Here is a 25,932-nt window from a genome sequence, read left to right as displayed (position 1 = left end):
GATCAGTCCTGCCCGGCCTCCATCAGGCGATGCAGGCGGGTAGCGAAACTCTGGTGCGCCACCGCCGAGTTCTTGTTGAGCACGTTGGAGGTCATCGTCACCAGGTAGACCCGTTCCGGGTCGCCGGCCGGATGCTCGACGATCGCGACCGAGTGCATGTAGTTGTAGACATTACCGCGGTACTTGCCGCAATCCGGGTTTGCGTCCCGGTCGCACTTGTAGAGTGAGCCGGACTTGAAGAACACGGCCGCATCAGCGAGTGCCGGCGAGGAGGCGTAGCGGATGCGCCGCTGAGTCATGTAAAGCAATCGTTTCAATTCCCGGCTTGACCATTCGTCGACCAGTTCCCCCTTCTCCATCTTGACCAGCAGATGCATCAACTCCCGGGTGGTGCCCAGGCTGTTGGTGCCCGAGACCCGTGCCTTGCCACCGCTGGTGAAAAATGCCCCCTGGCGTAATTGCTCGGTATCCAGGCCGTTGCGGGCGATCGGCTCGACCAGGGCCTCGAGCAGGATCTCGCGCCGCTCGGCGGGTGGCCGATCGAACAGTTCCGCCTCCCGCTCCGGCGGCACCGGGTAGTCCTCGCCGAAGTGGTGCAGCAGCATCAACTGCTTCATCACCGCGCTCGCCGCGGCGTTCGAACTCGCCGACATGGCCCAGTCGAGGTAGGTCCAGAGATTGGCGGTGTCGCCGACGCGCAGCGGGCGGCGCCTGAAACGGCGGTTCTCGCCGTCCCAGAACGGCACCGTGTGACTGTCCCACTGGATGAATTCATCCGCGGTGACCTGCGTCTCGCGCAGCAGTCGCTGTCGGGCCTCGATGTCGTCGGGATGGAGGTCGGCGATCGCCTGTAGCAGCGCGGTCGCCAGCATGATCTTGCCGATACTGCCGGGCGTGCGGCGGTTCAGGCCGTTGTGCTCGGCGTAGCGTGGATGCTCCGCGTCGCTGATGTCGAGCACGCTGACGCTGTAGCGGGAGGCCTCGGGGCCCAGCAGGCCGACGACGCGACGCGTCAGGGCGGCATCGGACTCAGGTAACTCGAAGCCCGGCCGGTCGGTCAGTCGCAGGCGGATCTGTTCGCGGTCGAGCAGGGCCCCCGGCGGCACCCGGTTGCCGGCGATCTCCCCCTGGTTGGCCAGGCGGTAGCCCTCCAGACGTTCGATGCCGGTCTCCTCGGCGGCATCGAGTGGATAGGCGGGCAGGGTGGTGGGCAGCAGCAAGCCGACCAGACCGGCCATTGCCAATGTTGCTACCGGGGGCAACGTCGGACGGAGATAGGGTTGTCGCGTAATGGGGCTCATGTGTCGAGCATAGGTCAGTCGGAGGCGAAACGGCATCTCGCCCGGCTATCGACGGGGTGGACCGGAGAGGTCGACCGCCCCGGCGTCGCTTCTACGCAGCGGGCGGTCGAGCGTGATGAGGTACTCGTCGGCACGGGCCCGCCGATTCTCCACCAGCGGGCGTATCTGGAACAGGGCCAGTCGATCGTCGACAAAGCCGAATTCGATATCGGCCACCGGACGGTTCCCCTCGTCGTCGACCGGCAGCAGACCCCTTGTTTCGACGTCGTCGGCCAGGGCGCGCAGCCGATCGATATCCGTCTGCGAGAGCAGGGTCGCCGGCCCCTCGGCGGCAACCCGTTGGATGCCACCCGCCGGTCGCGCGGCCAGCCGGGTGGGTGCCGTGGCCTGGTTGAGCAGCCGCACGGCACCGCTTTCCCGGTGCACACGCAACTCCTCGGCCGCCTGCCCGTCGACCGCGCCGCCGAGTCCCTCGCTGGCCGCGATGCTCAGCCATTGCCGGTCGCCGGTGTCGAGATCGGAGGTGACCAGTACGCCGGACCTGTCCACCGGCACGGTGGCTTGCAGCAATACGGCCGGGTAGACGTGCGCCGGCGCGTCCATATAAGCCTGACGCCAGGCATACGCACGCTCGGTGAATGGCGAGGCCCAGACCTCGCGGATCGCATCGATGATGGCCTCGAACCCGACCACGTTGGCCACGGTGCGATTCAGGCCGGCACCGGTGAACCCCGGCAGGTCCTCGACGTTGGTGTCGCTGCGCACGAACACGCCCGCGGTATCGGCCGAGCCGAAGGTCTCGGTCAGGCGGCCGCGCAATCGCCCGCGAAAACCAGCGGGCAACTCGGCCGTCGCGATCCAGTCCCGCATGCGGGCCAGGGTCTCGGCAGTGGCCGCGTTGCGGGCCTGGGCATCCTCGATCTGGCGCAGGCGCTCGTACTGCTGTTGGAGCCACTCGAAGGCCGTCGGGCCACCGGGCCGCATGGGTCGCTCGATCAATTCACGGAACACCCCGAACGGGATCGTCAGCCCGGCACTCACCTGCTCGGGGTAGTGATGCGCGAGCTCACCGAGATTGGCCGCCTTGGGCCCGATCTGTCGTCCGGAGTCGTCGGCCCGCAACCCGTGGAGTGCGCGCAGGTCGGTCTCGTTCAGATCGAGCTTGTTCCAGTCCGGCTCGATCCGCTGGTCGGACTCATGCTCACGCCGGCCAAGTACCGCTTGCCACTCGGGCCCGTCGGCGGCCAGCTCAACACGTCCGCCGGGGCTGGCCGCGAGCACGACCGGTTCGCCGACATGCCCCTGAATACGATCGATCAGCTTCTCATCGACCACCACGTTGGGAATGCCCAGATTGCGGGCCAGCAGTTGCACGTGCGAAAGCGAATTGCCCGCCCCCAGTGTCAGGATGCCGGCCACCGGTGGCAGCGAGGCGGTGGTCTCGGGCAGCAGATAGATGTCCTCGGGGTCGAACGGCTTGCCGTCGGCCGGTGCCGTGCGTAGCACACCACGACGCAGGCCGGGATTGAGGGCGCGCAGGCCGGTGGCAAGGGGGTCACCGAACAGAATGTGCCGCGTATCGGTCAGGCGCCCGGCGTCATCGCGCAGGCCGTCGAGCAGGCGGCTGAAGAACAGCAACGGGCTGTCGCGCAGGCGGTCGGGGATAAAGTGCCTGGCCAGCGGGGTGAGTTCCGCCCAGCGATCGATGGCGCGGTCGAAATGAAACCCGAGCGCTCGCTGCGCCCAGCCGGGTGTGCGGGCCAGGTAGGCCAGCTCGGCGGCATAGCGCGGCGCGGGTACGGCCGGGGTGTCAAGCAACCCGTCGATGGCCGCCGAGAGGTGTTGCCACTGTCGGGCGGACAGCAGGCCGGTGCCGTACAAGCTTTCGCCCAGGGCACGTAACCAGGTCAATTGTTCGTGGCGGGTGGCCGGATCAGTGTCGTTGCGCTCGAACAGGTGGCTGGCGACTGCGAAGGCCTCCTGCTCCAACGCCAGGCTGGCTTGCAGCAGGTGTAGCTTCTGTTCCGGCGAACTGGCGGGCGCCTCGATGCGCTGGCGGACTTGGTGCGCGAGTTGCCCGGTGGTGGTCAGTCGAGCCGTGAGCGTCTCGCTCTGCTCGAGGCGGTCGGCTGCCTCGAGCAGCGAATCGCGCAGGGCGTTGTCGGAACTGCGGGCGCCCAGCGCTCGCAGGCGGTCCACGGCGGCCTGGGGGGCGTAAAGGGCGTCGAGTGCCCGGCCCAGTGTCGCCAATGGACCGTCCAGGGCCGGATCGTCGTTGTGTCGGGCGTACTCGGTCACCCGCTGAATGTCGCCGGCGTCCGGCATGCCGTGCAGCTTGATCCGCAGGTCCTGGAAGGCCGGGTCGGCCTCGGCGATCTCGATGGCGAGATCGCGGGCCCGACTCGCCGCCGGGTGGTCACCATCGACCGGCAACAGGCGGGTCGCCTCGCGCAGCAGCAGGAAGCGGTTTGGGTCGCGCCACCAGGGATCCCCGGCCAGGTCGAGCAACAGGGCGCGCGCCTGGTGGATCTCGTCCTCGACCTGGATCGCCCCGCGGTAGTAACGGGCACGACGGAAGACCCAGCCATCATCGGCGCGGACCAGGAAGCGCTCGATCAGGATATGGCGCAACGCCTCGTGTTGGCCATCAGACCCGAGGTAATCGCTCGGCTCGAGTTCCGCGAGCAGCGTGGCCAGCGGATACCCCTGGGCACGGATGGTCTGTGTGCGCTCGTTCCATTCACCGTGCTGGATGCCGCCGCCGTGATCGCCACAGGCATACGGTTTCGGTGGCAGGACGGTCCCATCCTCGCAAAACCAGCGAATCCGCTCGAACGGCCCGCGTGGCGCGGTTTTCATTGCCTCGATCCACTCGCGCATCTGTTCGGTGGTGGGCGTTGAGGCATCATCGGCCATGGCCGGCTTGCCCAGCGTAGGCATGCCGAGCAGCAAAAACGCCACGACAATCAGCGCGGCGCGGCGCAAGACAGTCGCGTTGCAAGGCTGGGGAGTGGATGTGCCTAACATGGCTGGAATAGGCTCCTCCGTGACCGATTGATGCAAAGGGTGTCCATGTGAGTCTAGCCCGGGTGCCGGTCCTTGACGTCAGGGATTGAGGAACCAGCCGTCGTGCCACGGTGTTTAATCCGGTAGGATTCGAGCCGTTTTGCTCCAGGGGCCGTTACGACCCCGAATGATCTCCCACCTTCCCTGACCCGACGAGTTGTCCTGCCCCATGACCAGCCGCGAGATACTGACCAGTGATGCCATCAAGTTCGCCCGCGACTGGCTCGAGGAAAACAAGGTCGAGATCGAGCCGTTGAAGTCGGCGCTTGCCGCGCAGATGAAGCACTGGGACCACGCGCACGGCGTGCCGAAACGCCAGCGTGAGGCGGTGATCGAGACGGCCGCCTCCCGTGCGGTTCGCCAGCACATCGAAAAGCTCAAATCGCGGATCGCCTGGTGGCAGCGGACCTGATTCGAATCGCCGCCCGACCGGATACAGGAAAGGCCCGACTCAAGTCGGGCCTTTCGCGTTCTTATACGAGTGAGGGGGCTTCTTAGAAGACCTCGTCGAGCAACCTGGTGAAGGCGGTCCACGATTGCTTGTCGGCGCGCTCCTGGTAGGCCCCGGTGCCGAACACCGTGAAGGCGTGCGGTGCACCCGAATAGACCTCGATCGTGTAGGTCGCGCCCACGTCCTCGAGTTCGCCTGACAGCGTGGCGACGTCGTTCATCGAGATCATCGAGTCGGCCCCGCCATGCGCGATCAGTAGAGGCGCGTCGGGGGCGGACCAGCTTTGACCCTCGGGCGTGCCCAGTCCACCGTGGAAGGTGGCATAGCCCAGGGCCTGGTCGACCAGCCCGTTGCGAGCGGCCTCCAGTACCACCGCGCCGCCGAAGCAGTACCCCATGATGACGGTCTTCTCGGCCACGCCTTGCTCGCGGGCGAACTCCAGGCCACCGAGCGTGAGCGCCTGCATGCGCTCGCGATCCTTGTAGAGACGCTCGGTCTCCGCCTTCTTGGCGCCGGTCTCCTGCGGCCGGTTGCCATCGCCGTACAGGTCGACGGCAAACGCGTCGAAGCCCATCGCCGCGATCATGTCGGCGCGCTTGCGCTCATAGTCGTCGATGCCGTCCCAGTCGTGGATGACCAGCACCGTGCCGCGTGAGTCGCCGTCGGCCGACGAGAGGTAGCCCTCGAAGGCCTCGCCGTCGATCTGGTAGCCGATGTCTTCGCCGCCGGGCTCCCAGTTGCCGCCGTGGCTGTCGGCGAGAATGGGTGCCTGGAAGGTCAGCCCGGCGACGATCATCGCCGTGGACAGGGCGGTTCTCGGCGTGCGCATCGTGGTGGTTGTTCCGGTATGCATGGTCACTGGCTCCTCCCGCTGAAAGAAATCTGCCCAGAAATGTCCCCAGGATATTTCCCCGGGATATCTCCCCGGGAAATCTTTCAGGACATCTCCCCGGGAGTATAGGCAGGCAAATCAGGATGCGTGTGCTCAATCCTCGGGCAGCAGACCCTGTGCGCGAGCCATGGCGTAGGCCGTTTTTGGCCCGGTCCAGAGCGAGGGCAGCAGTATCAACGACACCGGGATGGCGGTGATGACGATGAACTGCTGCAGGACGCTGATCTGGCCGGAGCCCATGTAGAGGAGCACCGCCGCCATGACCGCCATGATGCCGCCCCAGAAGGCGCGGACCAGCGGATGCGGTGCATCGTGGCCCGACCCGACCATGGCGATGGAATAGCTCATGGAATCCCCGGTGGTGGCGACAAAAATCAGGGTGAGCAGCATGATCGCCGCGGCCATCCAGGTGCCGCCCGGCAGGGCCTGGGCGACGGTGAGCGTCGCCACGTCGAACTGGAAGTTGTTCAGTGGTTCGGTCAGGTCGAAGACGCCGTTGAGCTGGTAGTAGATGCCCGAGCCACCCAGCAGGGTGAACCAGATGGTGGTCGCGATCGGCGCCATCACGGCCACCGCCAGGATCATCTGGCGGATGGTGCGCCCACGCGAGATCCGCGCGACGAACACCGCCATCAGCGGCGCGTAGCCGATGAACCAGGCGAAGAAGAACACCGTCCACCATTGCATCCACCAGTCTGGTGCCGTCTCGGCGGTCATGGTGGCCATGGTAAAGAATGACGAGAGGTAGGTGCCCATACCTTGCAGGTAGGCGTTGGCCAGGAACTGCGTCGGGCCGAAGACGAAGATCACCGCGCCGATCGCGATCGCGAGCAGCACGTTGAAACGGCTGAGCCACTGGATGCCGCGGTGCACGCCGGTGACGGCCGAGGTGATGTAGATGGCGCCCAGGAAGACGAGGATGCCCAGCTGGGTGGCGAAGGTTTCCGGCAGGCCGAACAGCTCGGAGAGGCCGAAGCTCAACTGGGTGGCGAGAAACCCGATCGGCCCGACCGTGCCGGCGACCACCGCGATGACGCAGAAGGCGTCGACCACGCCGCCGAACCAGCCGCGCATGATGCGCTCACCGAACACCGGGTAGAGCAGCGTGCGCGGGCGCAATGGCTGGCCCTTGACGTAGTGGGCGTAGGCAAGCACCACGGCCGTCAGCGACCCCAGCACCGCCCAGGCGAGAAAGCCCCAATGCATGAACGATTGCGCCAGCGCGCCGGCGATGGCTTCAACGGTCCCGGCCTCGGTGTCGAAGGCCGGCGGGGTGACCAGAAAGTGGTAGACCGGCTCGCCGGCCGCGAAAAACACGCCACCGCCGGCCAGCAGGGTGCACATAATGATCGAGAGCCACTTGAAGGTGCTCATCTCGGGCGTCTCGAGATCGCCGACCCGCGCCTTCGCCGCCGGCGACAGGGCGACGCCGATGCCGATGAAGAAGGTCAGCAGCAGAAAGATCTGAAAATAGGAGCCCAGCACGCGCGCGGTCCAGGCAAAGCCGGAGCCGATGCCGTCGGCCACTCGGTCCATGTCCCAGAGGGACAGCCCGATGAAGGCGAGCACGAACCCGATGGTCAGGATCAGGACCAGCGGGTCACCGAAGCGGGCAAGGCCGGTCTCGGTGGATTGACGGGAAGGCGAAGGCTGGCTCATGGGGAGGTCCTTCGTGGTAACGGACTCCCCTCTCGATGGGTCGTCCGTGACCAGGTGAATTCAGGCGAACTTCGCGAACGATAGCATGCGTGTGCGCCGACGCCTTGGCTGCGGACGGTAAGGACGGCTTGCCGAATCCGAGACGCCCAGGGCAGCGTTGGGCGTCAATCGCCGGTTCCCTGTCGGCCGTCGTGATTGAACTGGGCCAGCAGGGTTTGCAGGTCGGCTGCCATCGTCGAAAGTGCCTGGCCGAGGGTGGCGATATCGCGGCTGTTCTCGTTGGTTTCTTCGGTTTCGCCGGAGATGGAGGTGATGTTCCGGCTCATTTCCTCGGCGACCGCGCTCTGTTCCTCGGTGGCGGTGGCGATCTGGGTGCTCATCTGGCTGATCTCGTCGACGGCCTCGGTGATCGAGTCGAGCGCTCGGTCGGTGGCGCCGGCCTGCTGTTCGACGTCATCCATGCGGCCGCGGCCCTGCTCGACGCTTTCCACCGCCGACCGAATACCCTGGCGCAGCGTTTCGATCATGTCGCGGATCTCGCCAGCCGAGTCCTGCGTCTTGCTGGCGAGCGAGCGGACCTCCTCGGCGACGACGGCGAAGCCCCGACCGTGTTCCCCGGCCCGGGCAGCCTCGATGGCCGCATTCAGGGCGAGCAGGTTGGTCTGATCGGCAATGCCGCCAATCACCTGGATGATGCTGTCGATCCGGTCCCCGTGGGCCCGCAGCGATTCGATTGATCCAGCTGTCTGTTCGAATTGACTGGAAAGTTCCCCGACGGCCGCGTGGGTGCGTCGCACCTGTTCCTTGCCGCCGTGGGCCTCGCGATCGGCACGCTCGACGGTCTCGGCGGTGCGCGCGGCGCTGTGAGCGACTTCCTCGACCGTCTGTGCCATCTCGTTCATGGCCGTGGCCACTTGTTCGACCTCGCGGGTTTGTTGATCCATGCGCCGGGAGGTCTGTGCGCCGGTGGCAGAAAGCTGGTCGGCCGAGGCGGTGAGCGACAAGGCCGATTCGGTGAACTGGCCGAACACCGTGCCCAGGCGCGCCTGCAACAGCTTGGCCGACTGGTTGATCTGGCCGATCTCGTTCTCGCCACTGACGTGGATGGGCTGACGGAGCTTGCCGCCTGCGATGCGTCGCAGGATCTGACTCGTCTGTTCGAGCGGGCGGAAGATTCCTCGCCAGAGCAGCCAGGCCAGGGCGATAGTCAGCAGGATGCCGAACAGTTCCAGGCCAAGCCTGCCGCTGGCAGCCAGCCAGCGTGGATCGATGACTTCCAGCAATTGGATCATGCCCAGTGCGGCCAGGCCCATGAGCGAGAAGCGCGATAGGCTTAGGTCGGCGAGTCGCTTTTTCGACGGCAGCTTCTCGACCTTTTTCTCGTTCATCCATCGATACAGGTTCTCGGCCTTGGCGATCGCCTCCTTGCTGGGCTTGGTGCGAATCGACTGGTAGCCGACGATCTCGTCACCGGCGTACACCGGTGTGACGTAGGCATCCACCCAGTAGTGGTCGCCGTTCTTGCAGCGGTTCTTGACCAGTTGATGCCAGATCCGCCCGGCCTTGATGGTCTGCCAGAGATCCTTGAAGGCGGCCGCCGGCATGTCCGGGTGGCGGATGAGGTTGTGCGGGCGGCCGATCAGCTCGTCCCAGGAAAAGCCGCTGACCTTGATGAAATCCTGGTTGACGTAGGTGATCTGACCCTTGAGATCCGTGGTGGAGATCAGTTGCATGTCCGCGGGGTAATCGACGTCCTTCTGCGTGACCGGTAGATTGACCTTCATGGTGATTCTTGCGCTCCGTGCTGAGTTGTGTCGGTCCGGTCGACCGGCCCCGATCCCCGCGGATCGTGTTCAGTGGTTCCGGCTGTACCCGACCAAAACCATTGGTTTTATGTGGTTTTTGTCGTCGGCGTCGACGCTAGATCAGCCCGTCGGCATATGCCAATAAGCGCATTTTCTACTCCCTCCGATTTGTTGATGCGTGATCGGCCGAAGGGGCCGGCCGCGGGCCGGATTTGCGCTGGTCTCTGGGCGTTTCGATCGCCGCGCGGATTGACAGGATGGGCCCCGCTCCTTACTGTTTGTACCCTTTGCCTGCGCCCGGCCCTTCCGCCGATCCGGCGTCGTTTTGTCCACCTCTCCAAGACGCATAAGAATCCAAGTGAACGAACATTTCGCCCGCATCAAGCGACTGCCGCCCTACGTCTTCAATATCATTGGTGAGCTCAAGGCGAAGGCGCGTGCCGCCGGCGAGGACATCGTCGATTTCGGCATGGGCAATCCCGACCAGCCGACGCCACCGCATATCGTCGAGAAGATGGTCGAGGCCACCCGTCGTGGTGACACGCATCGCTACTCCCAGTCCAAGGGGATTCCGCGCCTGCGCCGGGCGATTGCCAACTGGTATCGCTCGCGCTACGACGTGGATATCGATCCCGAGTCCGAGGCAATCGTCACCATCGGTTCCAAGGAAGGGCTGGGGCACCTGGCCATGGCGACCATGTCGGCAGGGGACACCGTGCTGGTGCCCAATCCGGCCTATCCGATCCATCCCTATGGCTCGGTGATCGCGGACGCCGACATCCGCCACGTGCGCTTGACCCCGGAGGTGGATTTCTTCGAGGAGCTCATGCGGGCGATCAAGGAGACCTGGCCCAAGCCGAAGATGCTGATCCTCAACTTCCCGGCGAACCCGACCACGCAGTGCGTGGACCTGGAGTTCTTCGAGAAGGTGGTCGAGATCTGCCGCGAGGCGGGTATCTGGGTGGTACATGACCTGGCCTATGCCGACATCGTCTTCGATGGCTACAAGGCGCCGTCGATCATGCAGGTGCCGGGCGCCAAGGACGTGGCCGTGGAGTTCTTCACGCTCTCGAAGAGCTACAACATGCCCGGCTGGCGCGTGGGCTTCATGGTGGGCAACCCGACGTTGGTCAACGCGCTGGCACGAATCAAGTCGTACTTCGATTACGGCACCTTCACGCCCATTCAGGTGGCCTCGATCCTCGCGCTCGAGGGTGATCAGACCTGCGTGCACGAGATCTGCGACATGTACCGGCGTCGCCGCGACGTGCTTTGCGAGGGCCTGAACGCGGCCGGTTGGCCGGTCGAGCCGCCCAAGGCGACCATGTTCGTCTGGGCGAAGATCCCCGAGGCTTTTGCCCACATGGGTTCGCTGGAATTCACCAAGTTGTTGCTGGCCGAGGCCAAAGTGGCCGTCTCGCCGGGCATTGGCTTTGGCGATTACGGCGATGATCACGTGCGTTTCTCCCTGATTGAGAACGAACACCGCACCCGGCAGGCTATCCGTGGCATCAAGGCGATGTTCCGCGCCCACGGTGTGCCCGTGCCGTCGGAGGGAGGACAATGAGCGACATGCAGACGAATCAACATCAAGAATTACCGCCGGTTCGTATCGGCCTGTTGGGGCTAGGTACCGTCGGCGGGGGCGTGGTCAATGTGTTGACCCGTAACGCCGAGGAAATCGCCCGCCGTGCCGGCCGTCGCATCGAGGTGGTGCATGCCTCGGCGCGCAATCTCGACGCCCCTCGTATCTGCCCGTTGGAGGGCATCCTGCTGACCACCAATCCGATGGAGGTGGTCGAGAACCCCGACGTCGATGTCGTGGTCGAGTTGATCGGCGGCATGCAGCCTGCCGGCGACTTGATGCGTCGGGCGCTCGAGCTGGGCAAGCCGGTGGTCACCGCGAACAAGGCGCTGGTCGCCCACGAGGGCATGGAGCTGTTCGAGCTGGCCCAGAAGCACCACACCATGGTGGCCTTCGAGGCGGCAGTGGCCGGCGGCATCCCGATCATCAAGGCGATCCGCGAAGGCCTGGCGGGCAACCGCATCGAGTGGCTGGCCGGCATCATCAACGGCACCGGCAACTACATCCTCACCGCCATGCGCGACGAGGGCCGGGCCTTCGCCGAGGTGCTCGCCGAGGCCCAGTACCTAGGCTACGCCGAGGCCGATCCCACCTTTGACGTCGAGGGGATCGATGCGGCACACAAGCTGACCATCCTCGCCGCGATCGCCTTTGGCATGCCACTCAAGTTCGACGAGGTCTACACGGAAGGAATCTCAGGCATCGAGACCGATGATGTGCGGTATGCCGGCGAGTTCGGCTACCAGGTCAAGCATCTGGGGATTGCGCGCCAGCGCGACGACGGTGTCGAACTGCGCGTCCACCCGACCTTGATTCCCGAGCGCCGCCTGCTGGCCAACGTAGATGGCGTGCAGAACGCCATATTGGTCTGGGGCGACTCGGTCGGCCCGACCCTGTATTACGGTGCCGGCGCGGGCGCCGAGCCCACGGCCTCGGCGGTCGTCGCCGACTTGGTCGACGTGGTGCGCACGCTTACCGCTGACCCGATGCACCGTGTGCCGCATCTGGCTGTGGTGCCGGATCAGATCAGCGACATGCCGGTGGTGCCGATGGCCTCGATCGCCACGGCCTACTACCTGCGCTTTGCCGTCGAGGACAAGCGCGGCGTGCTGGCACGCATCGCCCAGATCCTCGCCGACCACGAGATATCGATCGAGGCGATGATGCAGAAGGAGATGACCGAGGACGAGCGCACGTTGCCGATCGTCATGCTGACCCACCAGGTGCGCGAAAAGGACATGGACGATGCGCTCGCCGAGATCGAGGCGCTGGACACCGTCCGCGCCCCGGTCGTGCGCATGCGCGTGGAGACGCTCGACGCCTGACGGTGACGAACGTCTTACAGCCCGGCGAATGCATCGAGGCGCTGGCGGCATTGCCAGCGCCTTTCGACCGTCTGGCCTTTGTCGACGTCGAGACCACCGGCATGCGCCCGACCAGTGACCGGATCACCGAGGTCGCGATCATTCCCGTCGATAATGGCGTGGTGGGCGAGCCCTTCCAGAGCCTGCTCGACCCGGGAGTGGCGATTCCACCGACCATTACCCGCCTGACCGGTATCCGCGATGACATGGTGGCGGGCGCGCCGGTGTTCGCCCGTCTGGCCGACCAGGTGCGCGAGCTGTTCGACGGCCGTCTGCTGGTCGCCCACAACGCCCGCTTCGATGCCGGTTTTCTGCGCAATGCGTTTCGCGCCGCCGGACTGGCAGTCACGCTGCGCGAGCTGTGCACGGTCAAGCTCTCGCGACGCCTCGACCGAGGCGAACGCCGTCACAACCTCGATAGCCTGATTGCCCGCCACGCGCTACCGGTGGGCGATCGCCATCGCGCAATGGGCGACTGCCAGGCCCTGCCGGCCCTGCTGGCCCGCTTTGTCGAGCGCGACGGTCTCGAGGCCGTGCTCGAGGCGCTCGGGCGCCAGGTCAAGCGGGCGAGCACCCCGCCCAATCTCGATCCCACCCGTCTCGACGAAGTGCCCGCCGTCCCGGGCATCTATCGCTTTTTCGGTGAGGAGGGCGCGCTGCTCTATGTGGGCAAGAGCGTCAACCTGCGCTCTCGGGTGCGCTCGCACTTTGCCGACGACCACCGCAGCGACCGCGAAATGCGCATCGCCCAGCAGACCTTTGATCTCGACTGGATCGAGACGGCCGGTGAGATCGGTGCGCTGCTCACCGAGGCCCGGCTGGTCAAGCGCGAGCAGCCGATCTTCAACCGCCGCCTGCGCGCGCGACGCGGCCTGCTGGCCTGGTACTGGGACGATGAGTCGGACAAGCCGCCGACGCTGGTGCGGATCGATGAGCTGGCCCCGTCAGCACTGGGGCGCGCCCACGGGGTGTTCCGTTCGCGGATGAAGGCCAGCGAACGCCTCAGGGAACTGGCCAAGGAACACCGGCTCTGCCCGCAATACCTCGGGCTGGAGAAGGGGGCTGACCGTGCCTGCTTTGCCCACCAGATCGGGCAGTGTCGTGGTCTGTGCGTCGGACGGGAGGCCGAGATTGCCCACCGATTGCGCCTCAAGCAGGCCCTCGGGCCGTTGGCGCTTGAGGCCTGGCCCTATCCCGGCGCAATCGCGAGTCGTGAGGTGCGTGATGGCATGGAGGAACGCCACCTGTTCCGCCACTGGCGCTATCTGGGCACGGCCCGTTCCGAGGGGGAAATGGTCGAGTTGCTAGCCGGCGGCGACGAGCATCCGCTGGACATCGACATGTACCGGTTGGCGGTTGATGCCATCCGTGGCGGAGCGGTAGTGGAGTTAGTAGAGTAGGGCGGGCTAATCGCGGCGGTCGACGTGTTTCGCGGCTAAAGCCGCTCCTACGGCCTCGATCAATACGTGTAGGAGCGGCTTTAGCCGCGAAATCTCTACAGGCACCCCGATGTCACGTGATGCTCGCCGACGGGTGGCGCGCCCTGGCGTCGATCACCCCAGCCGTTCGGCGATCTGCGGCCCGAAGGGTGAATCGCACTTGAGGCGCACGCAATGTTGCGCCTCGTCGGGCGACAGGGATTCGAGCTTCTGCAATTGCTGCTGCAATACCTGCTCGTCGGCCTCCGAGATGTCGCCGCCGTGCGCCTGGCGTTCGCGCAGGTAGGCGAGCAACTGCTCGTTGTCGCACTCGATGAACAGGATGGTGTAGGGCACCCCGGTCTCGTCGGCCAGTGTCTCGAACTGACCACGGCGGGCGCGCTCGAGGAAGGTGGCGTCGAGGGCTATCGGCCAGCCGCTCCCGGTACCCAGCCGCGCGATCTCCGCGAGTCGGTCGTAGGTGCTGTCGCTAGCCATCTCGGTATAGCGCTCGGCCGGATCGGTGAACATCCGCTGGCGCTCGGCATCCGAGCGCACCCGGATCGCGCCACGGGCGAGCACCAGTTCGCGGCTGGCCAGCGACTTGCCGCTGCCGCTCACGCCCATGGTGATGAAAAGCTCCCCTTGGGCCGGGGTGAAGAACGCATTGGCCAGATCGGTGTATTCGCGGAAATCGGTCCACGCGGCGTCACGCTCCTCGTCGGGCATGCCGTCGCGCAGGCTGAGTAGGGCGATTTTGGCCCGAACCGCGGCCCGGTAGCCCTGGTAGAAGCGCAGGGTCGGCAGTGCCTCGTAGTCCCCGCTGATCTCCAGATAGCGGTTGAGCAGCTGGCGCGCCGGGCCAATCAGCTTGCGCTTGTTCAGATCCATCAGCGCAAAGGCCAGGTCGTTGGCCGTGTCCGTCCAACGGAAATCATCGTTGAACTCGATGCCGTCGAAGATGGTCACAGCCCCGTCCTGCAGGGCCATGTTGGCCAGATGCATGTCGCCGTGGCATTCGCGGATGTGTCCCTCGCGCTTGCGTTGCTCGAGGGTCGGCCGAATGGCCTCGAAGGCCGCGCGCGACCGGCGTTCCAGCTCAGCGAGACGGTCCCGGTCGGCATCGGTTTCCAGCAGCGGGGCGATCTGCTCGAGATTCTGCTGCATCGGTGCCCAGACGGTATCGGGCTCACCGAAGTGCGTTTGGGCGTCGGCGACCTCGGCCTTGGCGTGGAAGGCCGCGATCTGGTCGGCGATCTGCTCGACCAGCGCCTCGTCGAGGCCAATACGGCGGGCGAGGTGGTCGAGCCGGTCCGCCTGATCGAAGCGGCGCATGCGGATGACGAACTCCTCCGCCCCATCATCCGCCTCGATCAGCTTGCCGTCGGCGTCCAGGCCCAGTACCGAGTCGTAGAGTTCCGGGGCCAGTCGGGCATTGAGCCGCAGTTCTTCCTCGCAGAAGTGGCGACGGCGGTCGAGGCTGGAGAAATCCAGAAAGCCGAAGTTCATCGGTTTCTTGATCTTGTAGGCCCAGGGCCCGGTCAGGAACACGTGCGAGATGTGGGTCTGCAGGTGCTCAAGGGAGGAGTCGCTCTCGGTGAGGTTCTCCTTGAACCGTTCGATCAGTCGCTCTTGCGGGTGCTCGGCCATGGGCGCTCCGGGTTAGGTTGTATCGGGGATACGGCCCGGGATGCGGGCGGAGTGGTGGCACGCCTTGGTGGCGGTCACTCGACCGCATTCCGGGCCTGTTAGACTTGCCGGGCCGACCGCTCCAGATTGCGGTCGGATCCATTTCCAAAAGTGTAACAGCGTGGCTTGAACGTGGCATCCAGCAAGGGTAGCGGTAACACCAAGACCAGGGGCGGCAAGGGACGTGGCGGGCGCACGCGCCGGCCAGCGAACGGCAAACCGTCTTCGACGCGGCGTCAGGGCACTCCTCGCCGTAGCGGAAGCTCGCGGCGCGGCTGGCGGGCGCGGGTGTTCGGCTGGGCCCTGCGCGGCCTGTTGATCGCGGCGGCCATCGGCCTGCTCCTGCTGGGCGCCTGGGCCTGGTATCTCAACGAGCGGGTGACCGAGCGTTTCGAGGGGGCGCTGTTCACCATGCCGGCGACCGTCTACGCCGCGCCGGACGAGATCTACGTCGGCCAGGCGATGGGTATCGACGCGCTGACCGCGTCGCTGGAGCGCCTCAACTACGTCGCCGTCGAGTCACTCGAGGAGACCGGCACCTTCCGCCGCCGTGGCAACCAGGTGTCGTTGCATCGGCGTGCGTTCGACTTCCCGGACGGTGAGCAGCCGTCCCGTCGTGTCGACGTGCGTATCGTCGGCGGGCAGGTGACCGAGCTCGACGGGCCGAATGGTGAGTCGCTCGGCATTGTCCGGCTTGAGCCACGCTCGATCGGCACGCTCTACCCCAATCGCGCCGAGGACCGGGTGCTTCTGGCGATCGAGGAGGTGCGCGACGACGCGCCCTTGCTGCTCGACACCCTGCTGGCCGTCGAGGATCGTGCGTTTTACGACCACTACGGTGTGGTGCCCACCGCGATCCTGCGCGCCTTCATGGCCAACCTGCTTTCGGGTGAGCGGGTGCAGGGCGGCAGCACCATCACCCAGCAACTGGCCAAGAACCTTTTCCTCACCCAGGATCGGACCTACCGGCGCAAGTTCGCCGAGTTGATCATGGCGCTCGAGATGGAGTGGCATTACCCCAAGGACAAGATCCTTGAGGCCTATCTCAACGAGGTCTATCTTGGCCAGGACGGCGGACGGGCGATCCACGGCTTTGGCTTGGCGGCGAGTTTCTACTTCGGTCGACCGATCGGCGAGCTCAAGCCCGAGCAGGTCGCGTTGCTGGTGGGGATGGTCAAGGGGGCCAACTACTACAATCCGCGCCGCAACCCCGAGCGCGCGCTGGCGCGCCGCAATGTCGTCATCGACGTGATGATCGATCTGGGTCTGGTCGATCAGACCACCGGTGCCGATTGGCAGGCACGGCCGCTGGGCGTGCTCAAGACGGCCGGTTCGCGGGCGCGCCATCCGGCGTTTGTCGACCTGGTCCGTCGCCAGCTTGCCGAGCAGTACAACCCCGAGGACCTGCAGACACGCGGACTGAATATCTTCACCACCCTGCGACCGCGCGTGCAGGAAGCACTTGAACAGAGCACGGCCCGTCTCGACGAGGTCGAGGCCAGCCGCGGTCTCGAGGCCGGTACCCTGGAGACCGCCGGCGTAATCGCCTCGGTGAGTACCGGCGAGGTCGAGGCGATGATCGGTGGGCGTGACACCCATTACGAGGGTTACGACCGAGCACTGGATGCCCGCCGCCAGATCGGTTCGCTGATCAAGCCGGCTATCTATCTGACGGCGTTGTCGCGCCCGGCCGAGTACAACCTGATCACCCCGCTTGCCGACGAGGCGATCACGGTCGAGCAGCGGGGTTCGGAGGACTGGAAACCGCAGAATTACAGTCGCGAGTTCCATGGCCCCACCCCGTTGATCGAGGCGCTGGCGCATTCACGCAACGTGCCCAGCGTGCGCCTGGGGATGAACATCGGGCTGGAGTCGGTCGCCGAAACCATCGAGCGGCTAGGTGGAGCGCGCCCGTCGCCGTTTTACCCCTCGATGCTGCTCGGTTCGATGGGCATGACGCCATTCGAGGTCGCGCAGATGTACCAGACGCTTTCGGCCGACGGGTTCATGACGCCGCTGCGCTCGATCCGCACGGTGGTCGATCGCGACGGCGAGCCACTGTCGCGCTACTCGCTCGACGTGCGGAGCGCCGTCGGCCGGGAGGCCCTCTACCTGTTGCAATACGGTCTGCAGACGGTGGTGGCCGAGGGCACCTCGACGCGCCTGAATCAGATGGTCCCGCCGGCCGTGGGCGTGGCGGGCAAGACCGGCACCACCAACGACGGCCGCGACGCCTGGTTCGCCGGTTTTACCGGCAATCGGGTCGGCGTGATCTGGGTGGGTCGTGACGACGACCGTGCGTCCAACTTGACCGGATCGACAGCGGCCCTGCCGCTGTGGGGCGCGACCTTCGCCTCGCTCGACAACCAGCCGCGTGACATGAATCCGCCGCGCGGGGTGCGCTTTGCCCGGGTCGATCCGGAGCGTCGATTCGTCATTCCGGACAATTGCCCGGGTGAGTCGTTGCCGTTTATCGCTTCGCATCGGCCCGAACCGGCAGCCAATTGCGATGGTGGGCGGCGCGACCGTGACCGTGACGATGAGGGTTCGGGCACGATCTGGGACTGGTTCCGTTGATCGAGCACGGGGCGGCCTGACCGCTCGGCCGACTCCCGCCAGTCGGCCTTGCCGGGTTACGATAACCCGATATCCCCAGACATGTCAGGTAGCAACCAATGGACAGCAGCACGTCGATCAACCGACCGTTTTTCCGCGCATTCCCCTTCTTGCGTGCCCCGATCCTTCGGGTCTCGGCCCTTCGTGCGCTGGCCGCGGGGTCCGCTGGCCTGTTCCTGGCCGCCTGCGCGCCGATGACCCCGCCGCCGGGCTCCTCGGAGCCGCCGCGCCCCGAGCCGGCGCCGCAGCCGCAGCCCGAGGTACGCTCGACTCCCTTGTCGACACCGCAGATCCAGGAAGAGGCGTTGCCGATGGATCGCCCGGCGGAATCGCGCGAGCCGGCCACCTCGCCCGCCGTCGTGGCCTTGGTGCAACAGGCCGATCAACGTCGTGATTCGGGGGACCTGGCCGGCGCGCAATCGACCCTGGAGCGGGCGGTGCAGATCGAACCGGGCAACGCGCGCCTGTGGCTGGATCTCGCCCAGTTGCGCCTGGCGCAGAACCAGCCCGCGCAGGCCGAGCAACTGGCCTTGCGGGCGGTCGAGCACGCCCGGGACAACCGCACCCTGTCCGCCGCCTGGCAGCTGGTGGCCAAGGCCCGACGCGCCCAGGGCGACGAGGCCGGTGCCCGCGAGGCGGAGGAGCGAGCCGGTAGCACGTCGGCCCAGCGTGCCGAGGGTGTCCGCGCGGCATGACCGAAGCGAGCCGCCGCAGTCAGCTGGGAATCGAGGACGTCTTCGGCCCCGAGGGGAGGTTGGCCGGGGCCTTCGACGGTTATCAACCCCGCGCGGGTCAGCGGCGCATGGCCGAGATGATCCGCGATGCGATCAACGATCAGCACACGCTGGTGCTCGAGGCCGGTACCGGCGTGGGCAAGACCTTCGGCTATCTCGCGCCGGTATTGCTCTCGGGCAAGCGCGCCTTGATCTCCACCGGCACCAAGCACCTGCAGGATCAGCTGTTCGATCGTGACCTGCCACGCCTGCGTGACCTGCTGGGCGTCACGGCCAAGGTGGCACTACTCAAGGGGCGGGCGAACTACCTGTGCAAGTATCGCCTCGAGCTGGCCGAGGAGCAGGCGCGCCTGCCGCGGCGCGAGGATGCCCGGGCGCTCACCCGGATCCGGGACTGGGCGACTCGAACCATCGGTGGCGACCGTGCCGATTGCACCGGCGTCGGTGACGATCACGAGATCTGGCCGCTGGTCACCTCGACCAACGACAACTGCCTGGGCCGCGAATGCCCGCTTTACGACGAATGCTTCGTCGTAAAGGCCCGCGAGCGGGCGCAGAAGGCGGACATCGTGGTGATCAATCACCACCTGTTCTGCGCCGATCTGGCCCTGCGCCAGACCGGTTTTGCCGAACTGCTGCCCGAGACCGACGTGGTGGTGCTCGACGAGGCCCACCAGGTGCCGGAAATCGCCTCGATGTTCTTCGGCGAGGCGATCGGTTCGCGCCAGTTGCGTGACCTGGCCGCCGACACCCGCGCCGAGCAGAAACACGAGGCGCGCGACCAGCCCGGGCTGGCCGAGGCGGCCGATACCCTCAAGGGGGCGACCGATCCGGTACTCGAGGCCCTGGCCCGTATCGATAACGAGCGGCCTCCCTGGGCCGAACTGGCCGACGAGGCGAGCGTCACCGAGGCGCTTGACCGGCTGGGTGAAGCCCTCGACGGGTTGGTGCGAGAACTGGAGATTGGCGCGCCGCGGGGCAAGGGATTGCAGGCGTTGCTCGGTCGGGCGCAGGGCTTGCGCGATGAGCTCACGGCCTTCCGCGAGGGCAAGGCGGAGTCCCAGGGTCACGCGGTGCGCTGGGTGGAACGCCGCACCCGCTCGTTCACCCTGCATACCACGCCGGTCAATGCCGCCGGGCAGCTCAAGTCGCATGTCGAGTCGGCGCCGCGTGCCTGGATCATGACCTCGGCGACGCTCGCCGCCGGCTCGGATTTCAGCCACTTCACCCGGCGCATGAACCTCGATGACGCGCGCTGCGAGCAGGTCGAGTCGCCGTTCGATTTTCCCAACCAGGCGGTGCTCTACCTGCCGCCCAACCTGCCCGAACCGTCCGGGCCGGGTGGGGCGCGCGAGCACACGCTCGCGTCATTGCGGGCGGTCTACCCGCTGCTCAAGGCCAGCGGCGGGCGGGCCTTTCTGCTGTTCACCTCCCACCGGGCTTTGAAGCTTGCCGCCGAGACGCTGGGCGAGCACCTGACCGAACTGCCGCTGTTCGTGCAGGGCACGCAGGCCAAGTCGGCCTTGCTGGAGGCGTTTCGCGAGGCCGGCAACGGTGTGCTGCTGGGCACGCAGAGCTTCTGGGAGGGCGTGGATGTGCGCGGCGAGGCGTTGTCGCTGGTGATGATCGACCGCATTCCCTTCGCCGCGCCCGGCGATCCCGTGCGGGCCGCCCGCGAGCAACGCCTCAAGGACAAGGGGTTGGTGCCGTTCGTGCACATGGCGCTGCCCGAGGCGATCATCACCCTCAAGCAGGGCGTCGGCCGACTGATTCGCGACACGGCCGATACCGGCGTGATGGTGCTCTGCGACCCACGCCTGCAGTCCAAAGGATACGGCCGCACCATCCTCGATGCCCTGCCGCCGATGCGGCGTACCCGCGACGGTCGCGTGGCGCGCGACATGCTGCTCCGTCCGGTCGAACCCCCGACCGACTCCCCGCCTGACTCCCCGATGGACTCCTTGGCCGAGAGCAGCGGAAACACGATTTGACGCCCCTCGATGCCGGCATCTCGGCGTGACTGGCATATCAGACTTCCATTAACTGAGTATGCCGCTGCGTTGCGTGCGTGGCGCCGGATTCATACCATCCGCTGATTCGTCCGAGCCAGGAAGGCTTGAGGAACCCAGTGCGGCCGTTCCTCAACGGATTGGTCCACGGCTATCACAACGTCGTTCGCATGCGCACCATTAAATCGTTCATCCTCACGATGTCCCTGCTCGTCTCGCTGCTGTTTTTCGGCGGGGCCTACCTGATCGTCTCCGGCATATTCAACCAGTCCGTGCAGCAAAGCGCGCTCAAGGACTCGAACCTGCTGGCGCGCTCGACGTTCGCCTCCATGTACCAACTGATGAGTACCGGCTGGACGCGCGCGCAGCTCGAGCGGTTCGTCGAGGCCAATCGCCAGGCGCTGGCCGGTAGTGGCTACGATCTGGAGATATTCCGCGGGCCGGTGGTCGCCGAGCAATACGGCCAGATCGACCAGGCCCCGATCGACGACACGGTCGCCGCCGTATTCGACTCCGGGCGCACGCTCGAGCACGTCGAGGAGCACTCGGTGCGCCACACCTTTCCGCTGCGGGCCGAGGACAAGTGCCTGAGCTGTCATGCCACGGCAGAGGAGGGCGACGTGCTCGGCGTGATCGACGTCTCGCAGGATTTCTCCGCGACGATTGCCGAGGCGCGCGAAAACTTCTTCTTCTGGCTCATCCTGCTGGCCCCTATACCGATCATCGGTGCGGGGCTGATCACGGTGTTCGTCAACAGGCGGATCTCCCGTTCGGTGCAACTGCTCGAGGAGAATGCCGCCAAGGTCAATCGCGTCGCCGACCTGCGCAATCTGTCGCTGGGTGATACCGATCTGGGCTTCGATGAGCTCAATCGGGTGTTCCGCAGTTTCGAGGGGGTGGTGGACAAGTTTCGCGGCGTGGCGGTGGATCGCGACCTGCTCGAGTTCGAGATCAAGTTGCTGGAGAAGTTCATCATCACCTCGGAGGTCGTACGCGACTGGCACGACTATGTCTGCCGACTGATGACTGACATCAACGAGGTAATCGAGACCTACACGCTGTTCTCGATCTTCAAGATCGACGACGAATTGTTCGACCTGGACGTCTTCTGGCGCTCGCCGCCGTCGGAAGAGAGCCGCGACCTCCTCGAACGGGCGGTGCGCGAGCACATGGGCAAGCACCCCACTCTGGGCGATGCCACGCTGATGCACGTCAACCATCATGTCGCCAATCACGACGGGCCACCGATCGATCTCGACGAATCCGACGTGCAGGTGCAGGTCAAGTCGCTGTTGGTCGACGCGCCCAAGATCGGTGGCATCGTGGGTATCGGCGTGCAGGCGGAAACGGTCAATGACGAAACCCGCCTGCTGGTGATCGAGAGCGTGCTCTCGACGTTGTTGAATGTGGTCGGTTCGGTCAAGGCGATCTTCAAGTACACCCGGGATCTCGAGTACTACGCCACCCGCGACCCACTGACGGACCTCTACAACCAGCGGGTGTTCTGGGAGATGATCGGCTACGAGATCGGCCGGTCGCAGCGCCACGACCAGCGTTTCTCGCTGCTTCTGATCGACTTGGACAACTTCAAGCTGGTCAACGACAGCTATGGCCACGCCTTTGGCGATTTGTTCCTAAAGGCCTTTGCCGATGCCATCGGCAAGGGACTCAATCGTGGCGACATCTTCGCCCGCTACGGCGGTGACGAGTTCGTGGTGGTGCTGCCCGAGACCGACCTGGAGAAGGCCTGCGTGATCGCCAACCAGGTGCTGAGCAACACCGGCAGCGTCGTGTTGACCGCCCCGGATGGCGATCCGGTGTCGGCCTCGGTGTCCATCGGGGTCGCCGTCTATCCGGATCACGCGAGCGAGCCCAAGGACCTGTTCCTGTTCGCCGACAACATGATGTACAAGGCCAAGGCCGACGGTAAGGCGCGGGTGGCGGTGCCGAGCGATGAGGACGTCATGGACGTGTTCCGCTCGATCAGCGAGAAGGGGCTGACCATCCTGCGCGCGGTCGAGGAGAAGCGCATCGTGCCGTACTTCCAGCCGATCCTGGCCACGGCGTCCGATCGCATCGAGGCCGTGGAGGTGCTCTCTCGCATCGATCTGGGCGACACCATCATGGGGGCCTCGGAGTTCATCGAGATCGCCGAGAAGATGGGCGTGATCGACCGGATCGACTACATCATGATCGAGAAGGCGCTCGCCGAGGTGAGCGCGAGTGGCTTCGACGGCATGGTGTTCATCAACCTCTCGCCGCGGGCCCTGGTGCTCTCCGAGTTCATCCCGACGGTGCGCAAGATCGTGGAAGCGGCCGGCGTAGCCAAGCAGCGCATCGTCTTCGAACTGACCGAACGCGACACGGTTAAGAACATCCAGCTGCTGGAGAAGTTCGTCCAGGAGCTGCGGTTGGAGGGCTTCAAGTTCGCCATCGACGATTTCGGCTCGGGCTTCTCCTCGTTCCATTACCTCAAGCACTTCCCGATCGATTACCTCAAGATCGAGGGCGATTTCATCCTCAATCTGCTGGACGATTCGCGCGACCGCGCCTTCGTGCGCCTGATCGCCGAGCTCTCGCGCGAGTTCGAGATCCACACGGTCGCCGAGTTCGTCGAAAGCGAGGAGGTGCTCGAGCAGGTCCGCGCGCTCGGCATCGACTACGCGCAGGGCTTTCTGATCGGCCGGCCCGCGCCGTCGCCCACCCGGTATTTGCCGGAGACCGTCGACTAGGCCGGGAAGCGGCGCGGCGGTGTCGGCCCAAAGTGGAAATGCCTCCCTGATCCCGGCGATAAGCGTCGCGGTGCTCAAACAGCAGTTGCCATGCTTGGCGCAAGCGGCTAAGCCTGTCCGAAACAGACATTCAGCATTAAGGCGGGTCGCTCGATGTCACAAGTTGTCTATATCACCGGTGGTGCACAGGGAATCGGCAAGGGGATCGCGCGCTACCTGCTGGAGCGGGGGCGCTCGGTCGTGATTGTCGATATCGACGAGGAGGCGGGGGCCGAGTGCATCGAGGAACTGGGTGATATCGGCCCACTGCGCTTCCTGACGGTCGACGTGCGCGATGAACGGGCGGTGGAGCACAGCATCGCGCAAACCGTCGATCTGTTCGGTCGCCTGGATGGCGTGATCAACAACGCGGCGCTGGCTGACCCGTTTATGGGTGAGATCGAGTCAGTCGATCTGGCGGAATGGCAACGGGTGATCGACACCAACCTGACCGGCGCCTTTCTGGTGAGCAAGCATGCCGTACCCTATCTGCGCGAAAGCCGGGGTGCCATCGTCAATATCGCGTCCACCCGGGCCCTGCAGTCCGAACCGGATACCGAGGCTTATGCCGCCAGCAAGGGCGGCATCGTCGCACTGACGCACGCGCTGGCCATCAGTCTGGGCCCGGCCGTTCGAGTCAATGCAATCAGCCCCGGCTGGATCGATGTGAGCCAATGGCAGAAGCGCGCGGCGCGCCAGTCAACGGAGGCGCTGAGCGCACGGGATCATCAGCAGCACCCGGCCGGGCGCGTGGGCCGACCCGATGATGTGGCAGCCATGGCGGCCTATCTATTGTCGCCAGAGGCCGGCTTCGTGACTGCGCAGAATGTCGTGATCGATGGCGGCATGACGCGCAAGATGATCTACGCCGACTGATTCGTTCGGCGGACACCCGTCTGCCAGCGCACGGGGTGTCGCCGTTGCGGACAGCAACGGATTGCTTTGGGCGAACCCGCGAGGGTGCGGCGTTGAGTCGGCCCGGGGCGCATGCGACAATCGCGCCTTTCCCCCGCATGTGATCGCCCCATGACTGCAACAATTCTCGACGGGCGAGCCGTCGGCGCCACCGTGCGCGCCGGGCTTGCCGAGACGATCGCCGCCTTTACCGAAAATGGCCACCGCCCGCCCGGTTTGGCGGTGGTGCAGGTGGGCGGCGATCCGGCCTCCTCGGTGTACGTCGCCAAAAAACGCGAGGCCTGCGCGAAGCTCGGCATCGCCTCGTTCTCGCATGATCTTGATGAAACGATCGGCCAGGCCGAACTCGACGCGCTGGTCGACGAGCTCAATGCCGACCAGCGCATCGACGGCATCCTGGTGCAGCTGCCACTGCCTGAGCACTTGAGCGCCGATTCGATCATCAACCGTATCGACCCGGACAAGGACGTCGACGGCTTTCATCCCACCAACATCGGGCGACTGGCCATCCGCCAGCCCGGCCTGCGGCCCTGCACGCCCTACGGGGTGATGCGGCTGCTCGAGGAGACCGGTCTCGACCTGCATGGCATGGAAGCTGTGGTGGTGGGGGCTTCGAACATCGTTGGTCGCCCCATGGCCCTCGAGCTGCTGCTGGGCGGGGCGACCGTGACGGTCTGCCATCGTTTTACCCAGGATCTGGCCGCCCATGTGCGTCGTGCCGACCTGGTGGTGGTCGCCGCCGGCAAGCCGGGGCTGGTCAAGGGTGAGTGGATCAAGGACGGCGCGATCGTGATCGACGTGGGCATCCACCGGCGCGAGGACGGCACGCTGCATGGTGACGTCGATTTCGACGCGGCCGCGGAGCGCGCGGGGTTCATCACGCCGGTACCCGGCGGGGTGGGGCCGATGACCATCGCCATGCTGATGAACAACACCGTTACCTCCTGGCGTCGTCGCCTGGGACTGGATTGAGCGCCCGATGAGCGAGGCGACTGCCGAACACACCGACTGGACCATCGCGCGCCGTTTTCGTGGCTTTGTGCCGGTGGTGGTCGATGTCGAGACCGGTGGGCTCGACCCGCAGGGTCATGCCCTGCTGGAACTGGCCGCCGTGCTGCTGGATGTCGATGAGCATGGGCGGCTCTATCCCGCCGAGGAGATCGCGGTCTCGGTGCATCCCAGCGCCCTGACCGTGGTCGACCCCGTCTCGATTAAGATCCACGGTATCGATCCGTCGGATCCCGAACGCGAGGCGGTCGAGGAGCGCGCCGCGCTGGATGCCTTCTTCCGACCGATCCGTCGCCAGGTGAAGGCGCTCAACGCACGTCGCGCCATCTTGGTGGGTCACAACGCGCCCTTCGACCTGGCCGTGGTCAAGGCGGCCTGCGAGCGCACCGGCTACAAGCGCAACCCCTTTCACCCATTCTCCACGCTCGACACGGTCACGGCCGCCGCCGTGGCGATCGGCGAGACCGTGCTTGCCAAGGCCTGCACGGCAGCGGGCTTTGACTGGGACAACAGTCGGGCACACGGGGCGCTCTACGATGCGCAGAAGACCGCCGAGCTGTTCTGCCACATCACCAACGAGCTCTCCACCGAGAATGGTCGGGCGGCGCTGCGAGTGCGCGAGCCGGTCAAGTAGCGTTGTCGTGCCTCG

The 25,932-nt window shown here is 65.7% G+C and carries 17 protein-coding genes; 11 read left to right on the top strand and 6 right to left on the bottom strand.

Features of this window, described 5'->3' with window-relative positions:
- Positions 1–2: 2 nt before the first annotated feature.
- Together ABGV18_RS08680 and ABGV18_RS08675 are read right to left on the bottom strand one after the other, a co-directional pair.
- The gene (locus ABGV18_RS08680) at positions 3–1,238 is read right to left on the bottom strand and encodes a hypothetical protein (protein WP_396585683.1); all 1,236 of its coding nucleotides are present in this window, start codon (positions 1,236–1,238) and stop codon (positions 3–5) included.
- 108 nt (positions 1,239–1,346) lie between these two features.
- Entirely contained in the window at positions 1,347–4,328 is a 2,982-nt protein-coding gene (locus tag ABGV18_RS08675) for a PEP/pyruvate-binding domain-containing protein (protein WP_396585682.1), read from the bottom strand.
- Positions 4,329–4,536: 208 nt separating this feature from the next.
- Here ABGV18_RS08675 and ABGV18_RS08670 point away from each other — a divergent pair, with 208 nt between their 5' ends.
- Entirely contained in the window at positions 4,537–4,779 is a 243-nt protein-coding gene (locus tag ABGV18_RS08670; RefSeq protein ID WP_396585681.1) for a hypothetical protein, read from the top strand.
- An 82-nt stretch (positions 4,780–4,861) separates the two neighbouring features.
- Here ABGV18_RS08670 and ABGV18_RS08665 read toward each other — a convergent pair whose 3' ends face one another.
- The 3 genes from ABGV18_RS08665 to ABGV18_RS08655 all read right to left on the bottom strand — a co-directional run bounded on the left by ABGV18_RS08665 (position 4,862) and on the right by ABGV18_RS08655 (position 9,153).
- Positions 4,862–5,671 carry a dienelactone hydrolase family protein gene (locus tag ABGV18_RS08665; protein ID WP_396585680.1) on the bottom strand — a complete coding sequence of 270 codons (810 nt, stop codon included), beginning with the start codon at positions 5,669–5,671 and terminating at the stop codon, positions 4,862–4,864.
- Positions 5,672–5,803: 132 nt separating this feature from the next.
- Complete coding sequence (locus tag ABGV18_RS08660) at positions 5,804–7,369, bottom strand: BCCT family transporter (protein WP_396585679.1); 1,566 nt, start codon at positions 7,367–7,369, stop codon at positions 5,804–5,806.
- 164 nt (positions 7,370–7,533) lie between these two features.
- On the bottom strand, positions 7,534–9,153 hold the full coding sequence (locus ABGV18_RS08655) for a methyl-accepting chemotaxis protein (RefSeq protein WP_396585678.1): 1,620 nt from the start codon (positions 9,151–9,153) through the stop codon (positions 7,534–7,536).
- A 379-nt stretch (positions 9,154–9,532) separates the two neighbouring features.
- On the opposite strand from ABGV18_RS08655, the gene alaC reads away from it, so the two are divergent.
- The 3 genes from alaC to ABGV18_RS08640 are packed head-to-tail and all read left to right on the top strand — an operon-like array spanning position 9,533 to position 13,523.
- Positions 9,533–10,741 carry an alanine transaminase gene (gene alaC / locus ABGV18_RS08650; protein WP_396582326.1) on the top strand — a complete coding sequence of 403 codons (1,209 nt, stop codon included), beginning with the start codon at positions 9,533–9,535 and terminating at the stop codon, positions 10,739–10,741.
- Between the two features lie 5 nt (positions 10,742–10,746).
- Entirely contained in the window at positions 10,747–12,084 is a 1,338-nt protein-coding gene (locus ABGV18_RS08645) for a homoserine dehydrogenase (RefSeq protein ID WP_396582328.1), read from the top strand.
- A gap of 2 nt (positions 12,085–12,086) precedes the next feature.
- On the top strand, positions 12,087–13,523 hold the full coding sequence (locus tag ABGV18_RS08640; protein WP_396585677.1) for an exonuclease domain-containing protein: 1,437 nt from the start codon (positions 12,087–12,089) through the stop codon (positions 13,521–13,523).
- Positions 13,524–13,676: 153 nt separating this feature from the next.
- Here the strand turns inward: ABGV18_RS08640 and ABGV18_RS08635 are convergent, their stop codons facing one another.
- On the bottom strand, positions 13,677–15,191 hold the full coding sequence (locus tag ABGV18_RS08635) for a bifunctional aminoglycoside phosphotransferase/ATP-binding protein (protein WP_396585676.1): 1,515 nt from the start codon (positions 15,189–15,191) through the stop codon (positions 13,677–13,679).
- Between the two features lie 327 nt (positions 15,192–15,518).
- Here ABGV18_RS08635 and mrcB point away from each other — a divergent pair, with 327 nt between their 5' ends.
- From mrcB to rnt, 7 genes are all read left to right on the top strand, one after another.
- The gene (gene mrcB / locus ABGV18_RS08630) at positions 15,519–17,807 is read left to right on the top strand and encodes a penicillin-binding protein 1B (protein WP_396585675.1); all 2,289 of its coding nucleotides are present in this window, start codon (positions 15,519–15,521) and stop codon (positions 17,805–17,807) included.
- A gap of 98 nt (positions 17,808–17,905) precedes the next feature.
- Complete coding sequence (locus ABGV18_RS08625; protein WP_396585674.1) at positions 17,906–18,541, top strand: tetratricopeptide repeat protein; 636 nt, start codon at positions 17,906–17,908, stop codon at positions 18,539–18,541.
- The gene (locus ABGV18_RS08620) at positions 18,538–20,571 is read left to right on the top strand and encodes a helicase C-terminal domain-containing protein (RefSeq protein WP_396585673.1); all 2,034 of its coding nucleotides are present in this window, start codon (positions 18,538–18,540) and stop codon (positions 20,569–20,571) included. Before ABGV18_RS08625 ends, ABGV18_RS08620 begins: the two co-directional genes overlap by 4 nt.
- A gap of 188 nt (positions 20,572–20,759) precedes the next feature.
- Positions 20,760–23,321: an EAL domain-containing protein gene (locus ABGV18_RS08615; protein WP_396585672.1), complete on the top strand. Its 2,562-nt coding sequence runs from the start codon at positions 20,760–20,762 to the stop codon at positions 23,319–23,321.
- A 153-nt stretch (positions 23,322–23,474) separates the two neighbouring features.
- Positions 23,475–24,236, top strand: coding sequence for an SDR family oxidoreductase (locus ABGV18_RS08610; protein ID WP_396585671.1), 762 nt, complete (start codon positions 23,475–23,477; stop codon positions 24,234–24,236).
- 150 nt (positions 24,237–24,386) lie between these two features.
- Complete coding sequence (folD, locus tag ABGV18_RS08605) at positions 24,387–25,247, top strand: bifunctional methylenetetrahydrofolate dehydrogenase/methenyltetrahydrofolate cyclohydrolase FolD (protein ID WP_396585670.1); 861 nt, start codon at positions 24,387–24,389, stop codon at positions 25,245–25,247.
- A gap of 7 nt (positions 25,248–25,254) precedes the next feature.
- Positions 25,255–25,917, top strand: coding sequence for a ribonuclease T (gene rnt, locus ABGV18_RS08600; RefSeq protein WP_396585669.1), 663 nt, complete (start codon positions 25,255–25,257; stop codon positions 25,915–25,917).
- The last annotated feature ends 15 nt before the right edge of the window (positions 25,918–25,932 follow it).

The sequence above is a fragment of the Guyparkeria halopsychrophila genome (genome assembly GCF_044582135.1).
GTDB lineage: Bacteria > Pseudomonadota > Gammaproteobacteria > Halothiobacillales > Halothiobacillaceae > Guyparkeria.
This window is presented reverse-complemented; position numbering and strand designations above follow the sequence as displayed.

Coding starts and splice junctions, on each gene's coding strand:
- ABGV18_RS08615 (WP_396585672.1), top strand. CDS start 20,760: ATGCGCACCATTAAATCGTTCATCCTCACGATGTCCCTGCTCGTCTCG.
- ABGV18_RS08665 (WP_396585680.1), bottom strand. CDS start 5,671: ATGCATACCGGAACAACCACCACGATGCGCACGCCGAGAACCGCCCTG.
- ABGV18_RS08625 (WP_396585674.1), top strand. CDS start 17,906: ATGGACAGCAGCACGTCGATCAACCGACCGTTTTTCCGCGCATTCCCC.
- rnt (WP_396585669.1), top strand. CDS start 25,255: ATGAGCGAGGCGACTGCCGAACACACCGACTGGACCATCGCGCGCCGT.
- ABGV18_RS08660 (WP_396585679.1), bottom strand. CDS start 7,369: ATGAGCCAGCCTTCGCCTTCCCGTCAATCCACCGAGACCGGCCTTGCC.
- ABGV18_RS08675 (WP_396585682.1), bottom strand. CDS start 4,328: ATGTTAGGCACATCCACTCCCCAGCCTTGCAACGCGACTGTCTTGCGC.
- ABGV18_RS08655 (WP_396585678.1), bottom strand. CDS start 9,153: ATGAAGGTCAATCTACCGGTCACGCAGAAGGACGTCGATTACCCCGCG.
- ABGV18_RS08680 (WP_396585683.1), bottom strand. CDS start 1,238: ATGGCCGGTCTGGTCGGCTTGCTGCTGCCCACCACCCTGCCCGCCTAT.
- ABGV18_RS08635 (WP_396585676.1), bottom strand. CDS start 15,191: ATGGCCGAGCACCCGCAAGAGCGACTGATCGAACGGTTCAAGGAGAAC.
- ABGV18_RS08670 (WP_396585681.1), top strand. CDS start 4,537: ATGACCAGCCGCGAGATACTGACCAGTGATGCCATCAAGTTCGCCCGC.
- ABGV18_RS08620 (WP_396585673.1), top strand. CDS start 18,538: ATGACCGAAGCGAGCCGCCGCAGTCAGCTGGGAATCGAGGACGTCTTC.
- ABGV18_RS08610 (WP_396585671.1), top strand. CDS start 23,475: ATGTCACAAGTTGTCTATATCACCGGTGGTGCACAGGGAATCGGCAAG.
- folD (WP_396585670.1), top strand. CDS start 24,387: ATGACTGCAACAATTCTCGACGGGCGAGCCGTCGGCGCCACCGTGCGC.
- ABGV18_RS08645 (WP_396582328.1), top strand. CDS start 10,747: ATGCAGACGAATCAACATCAAGAATTACCGCCGGTTCGTATCGGCCTG.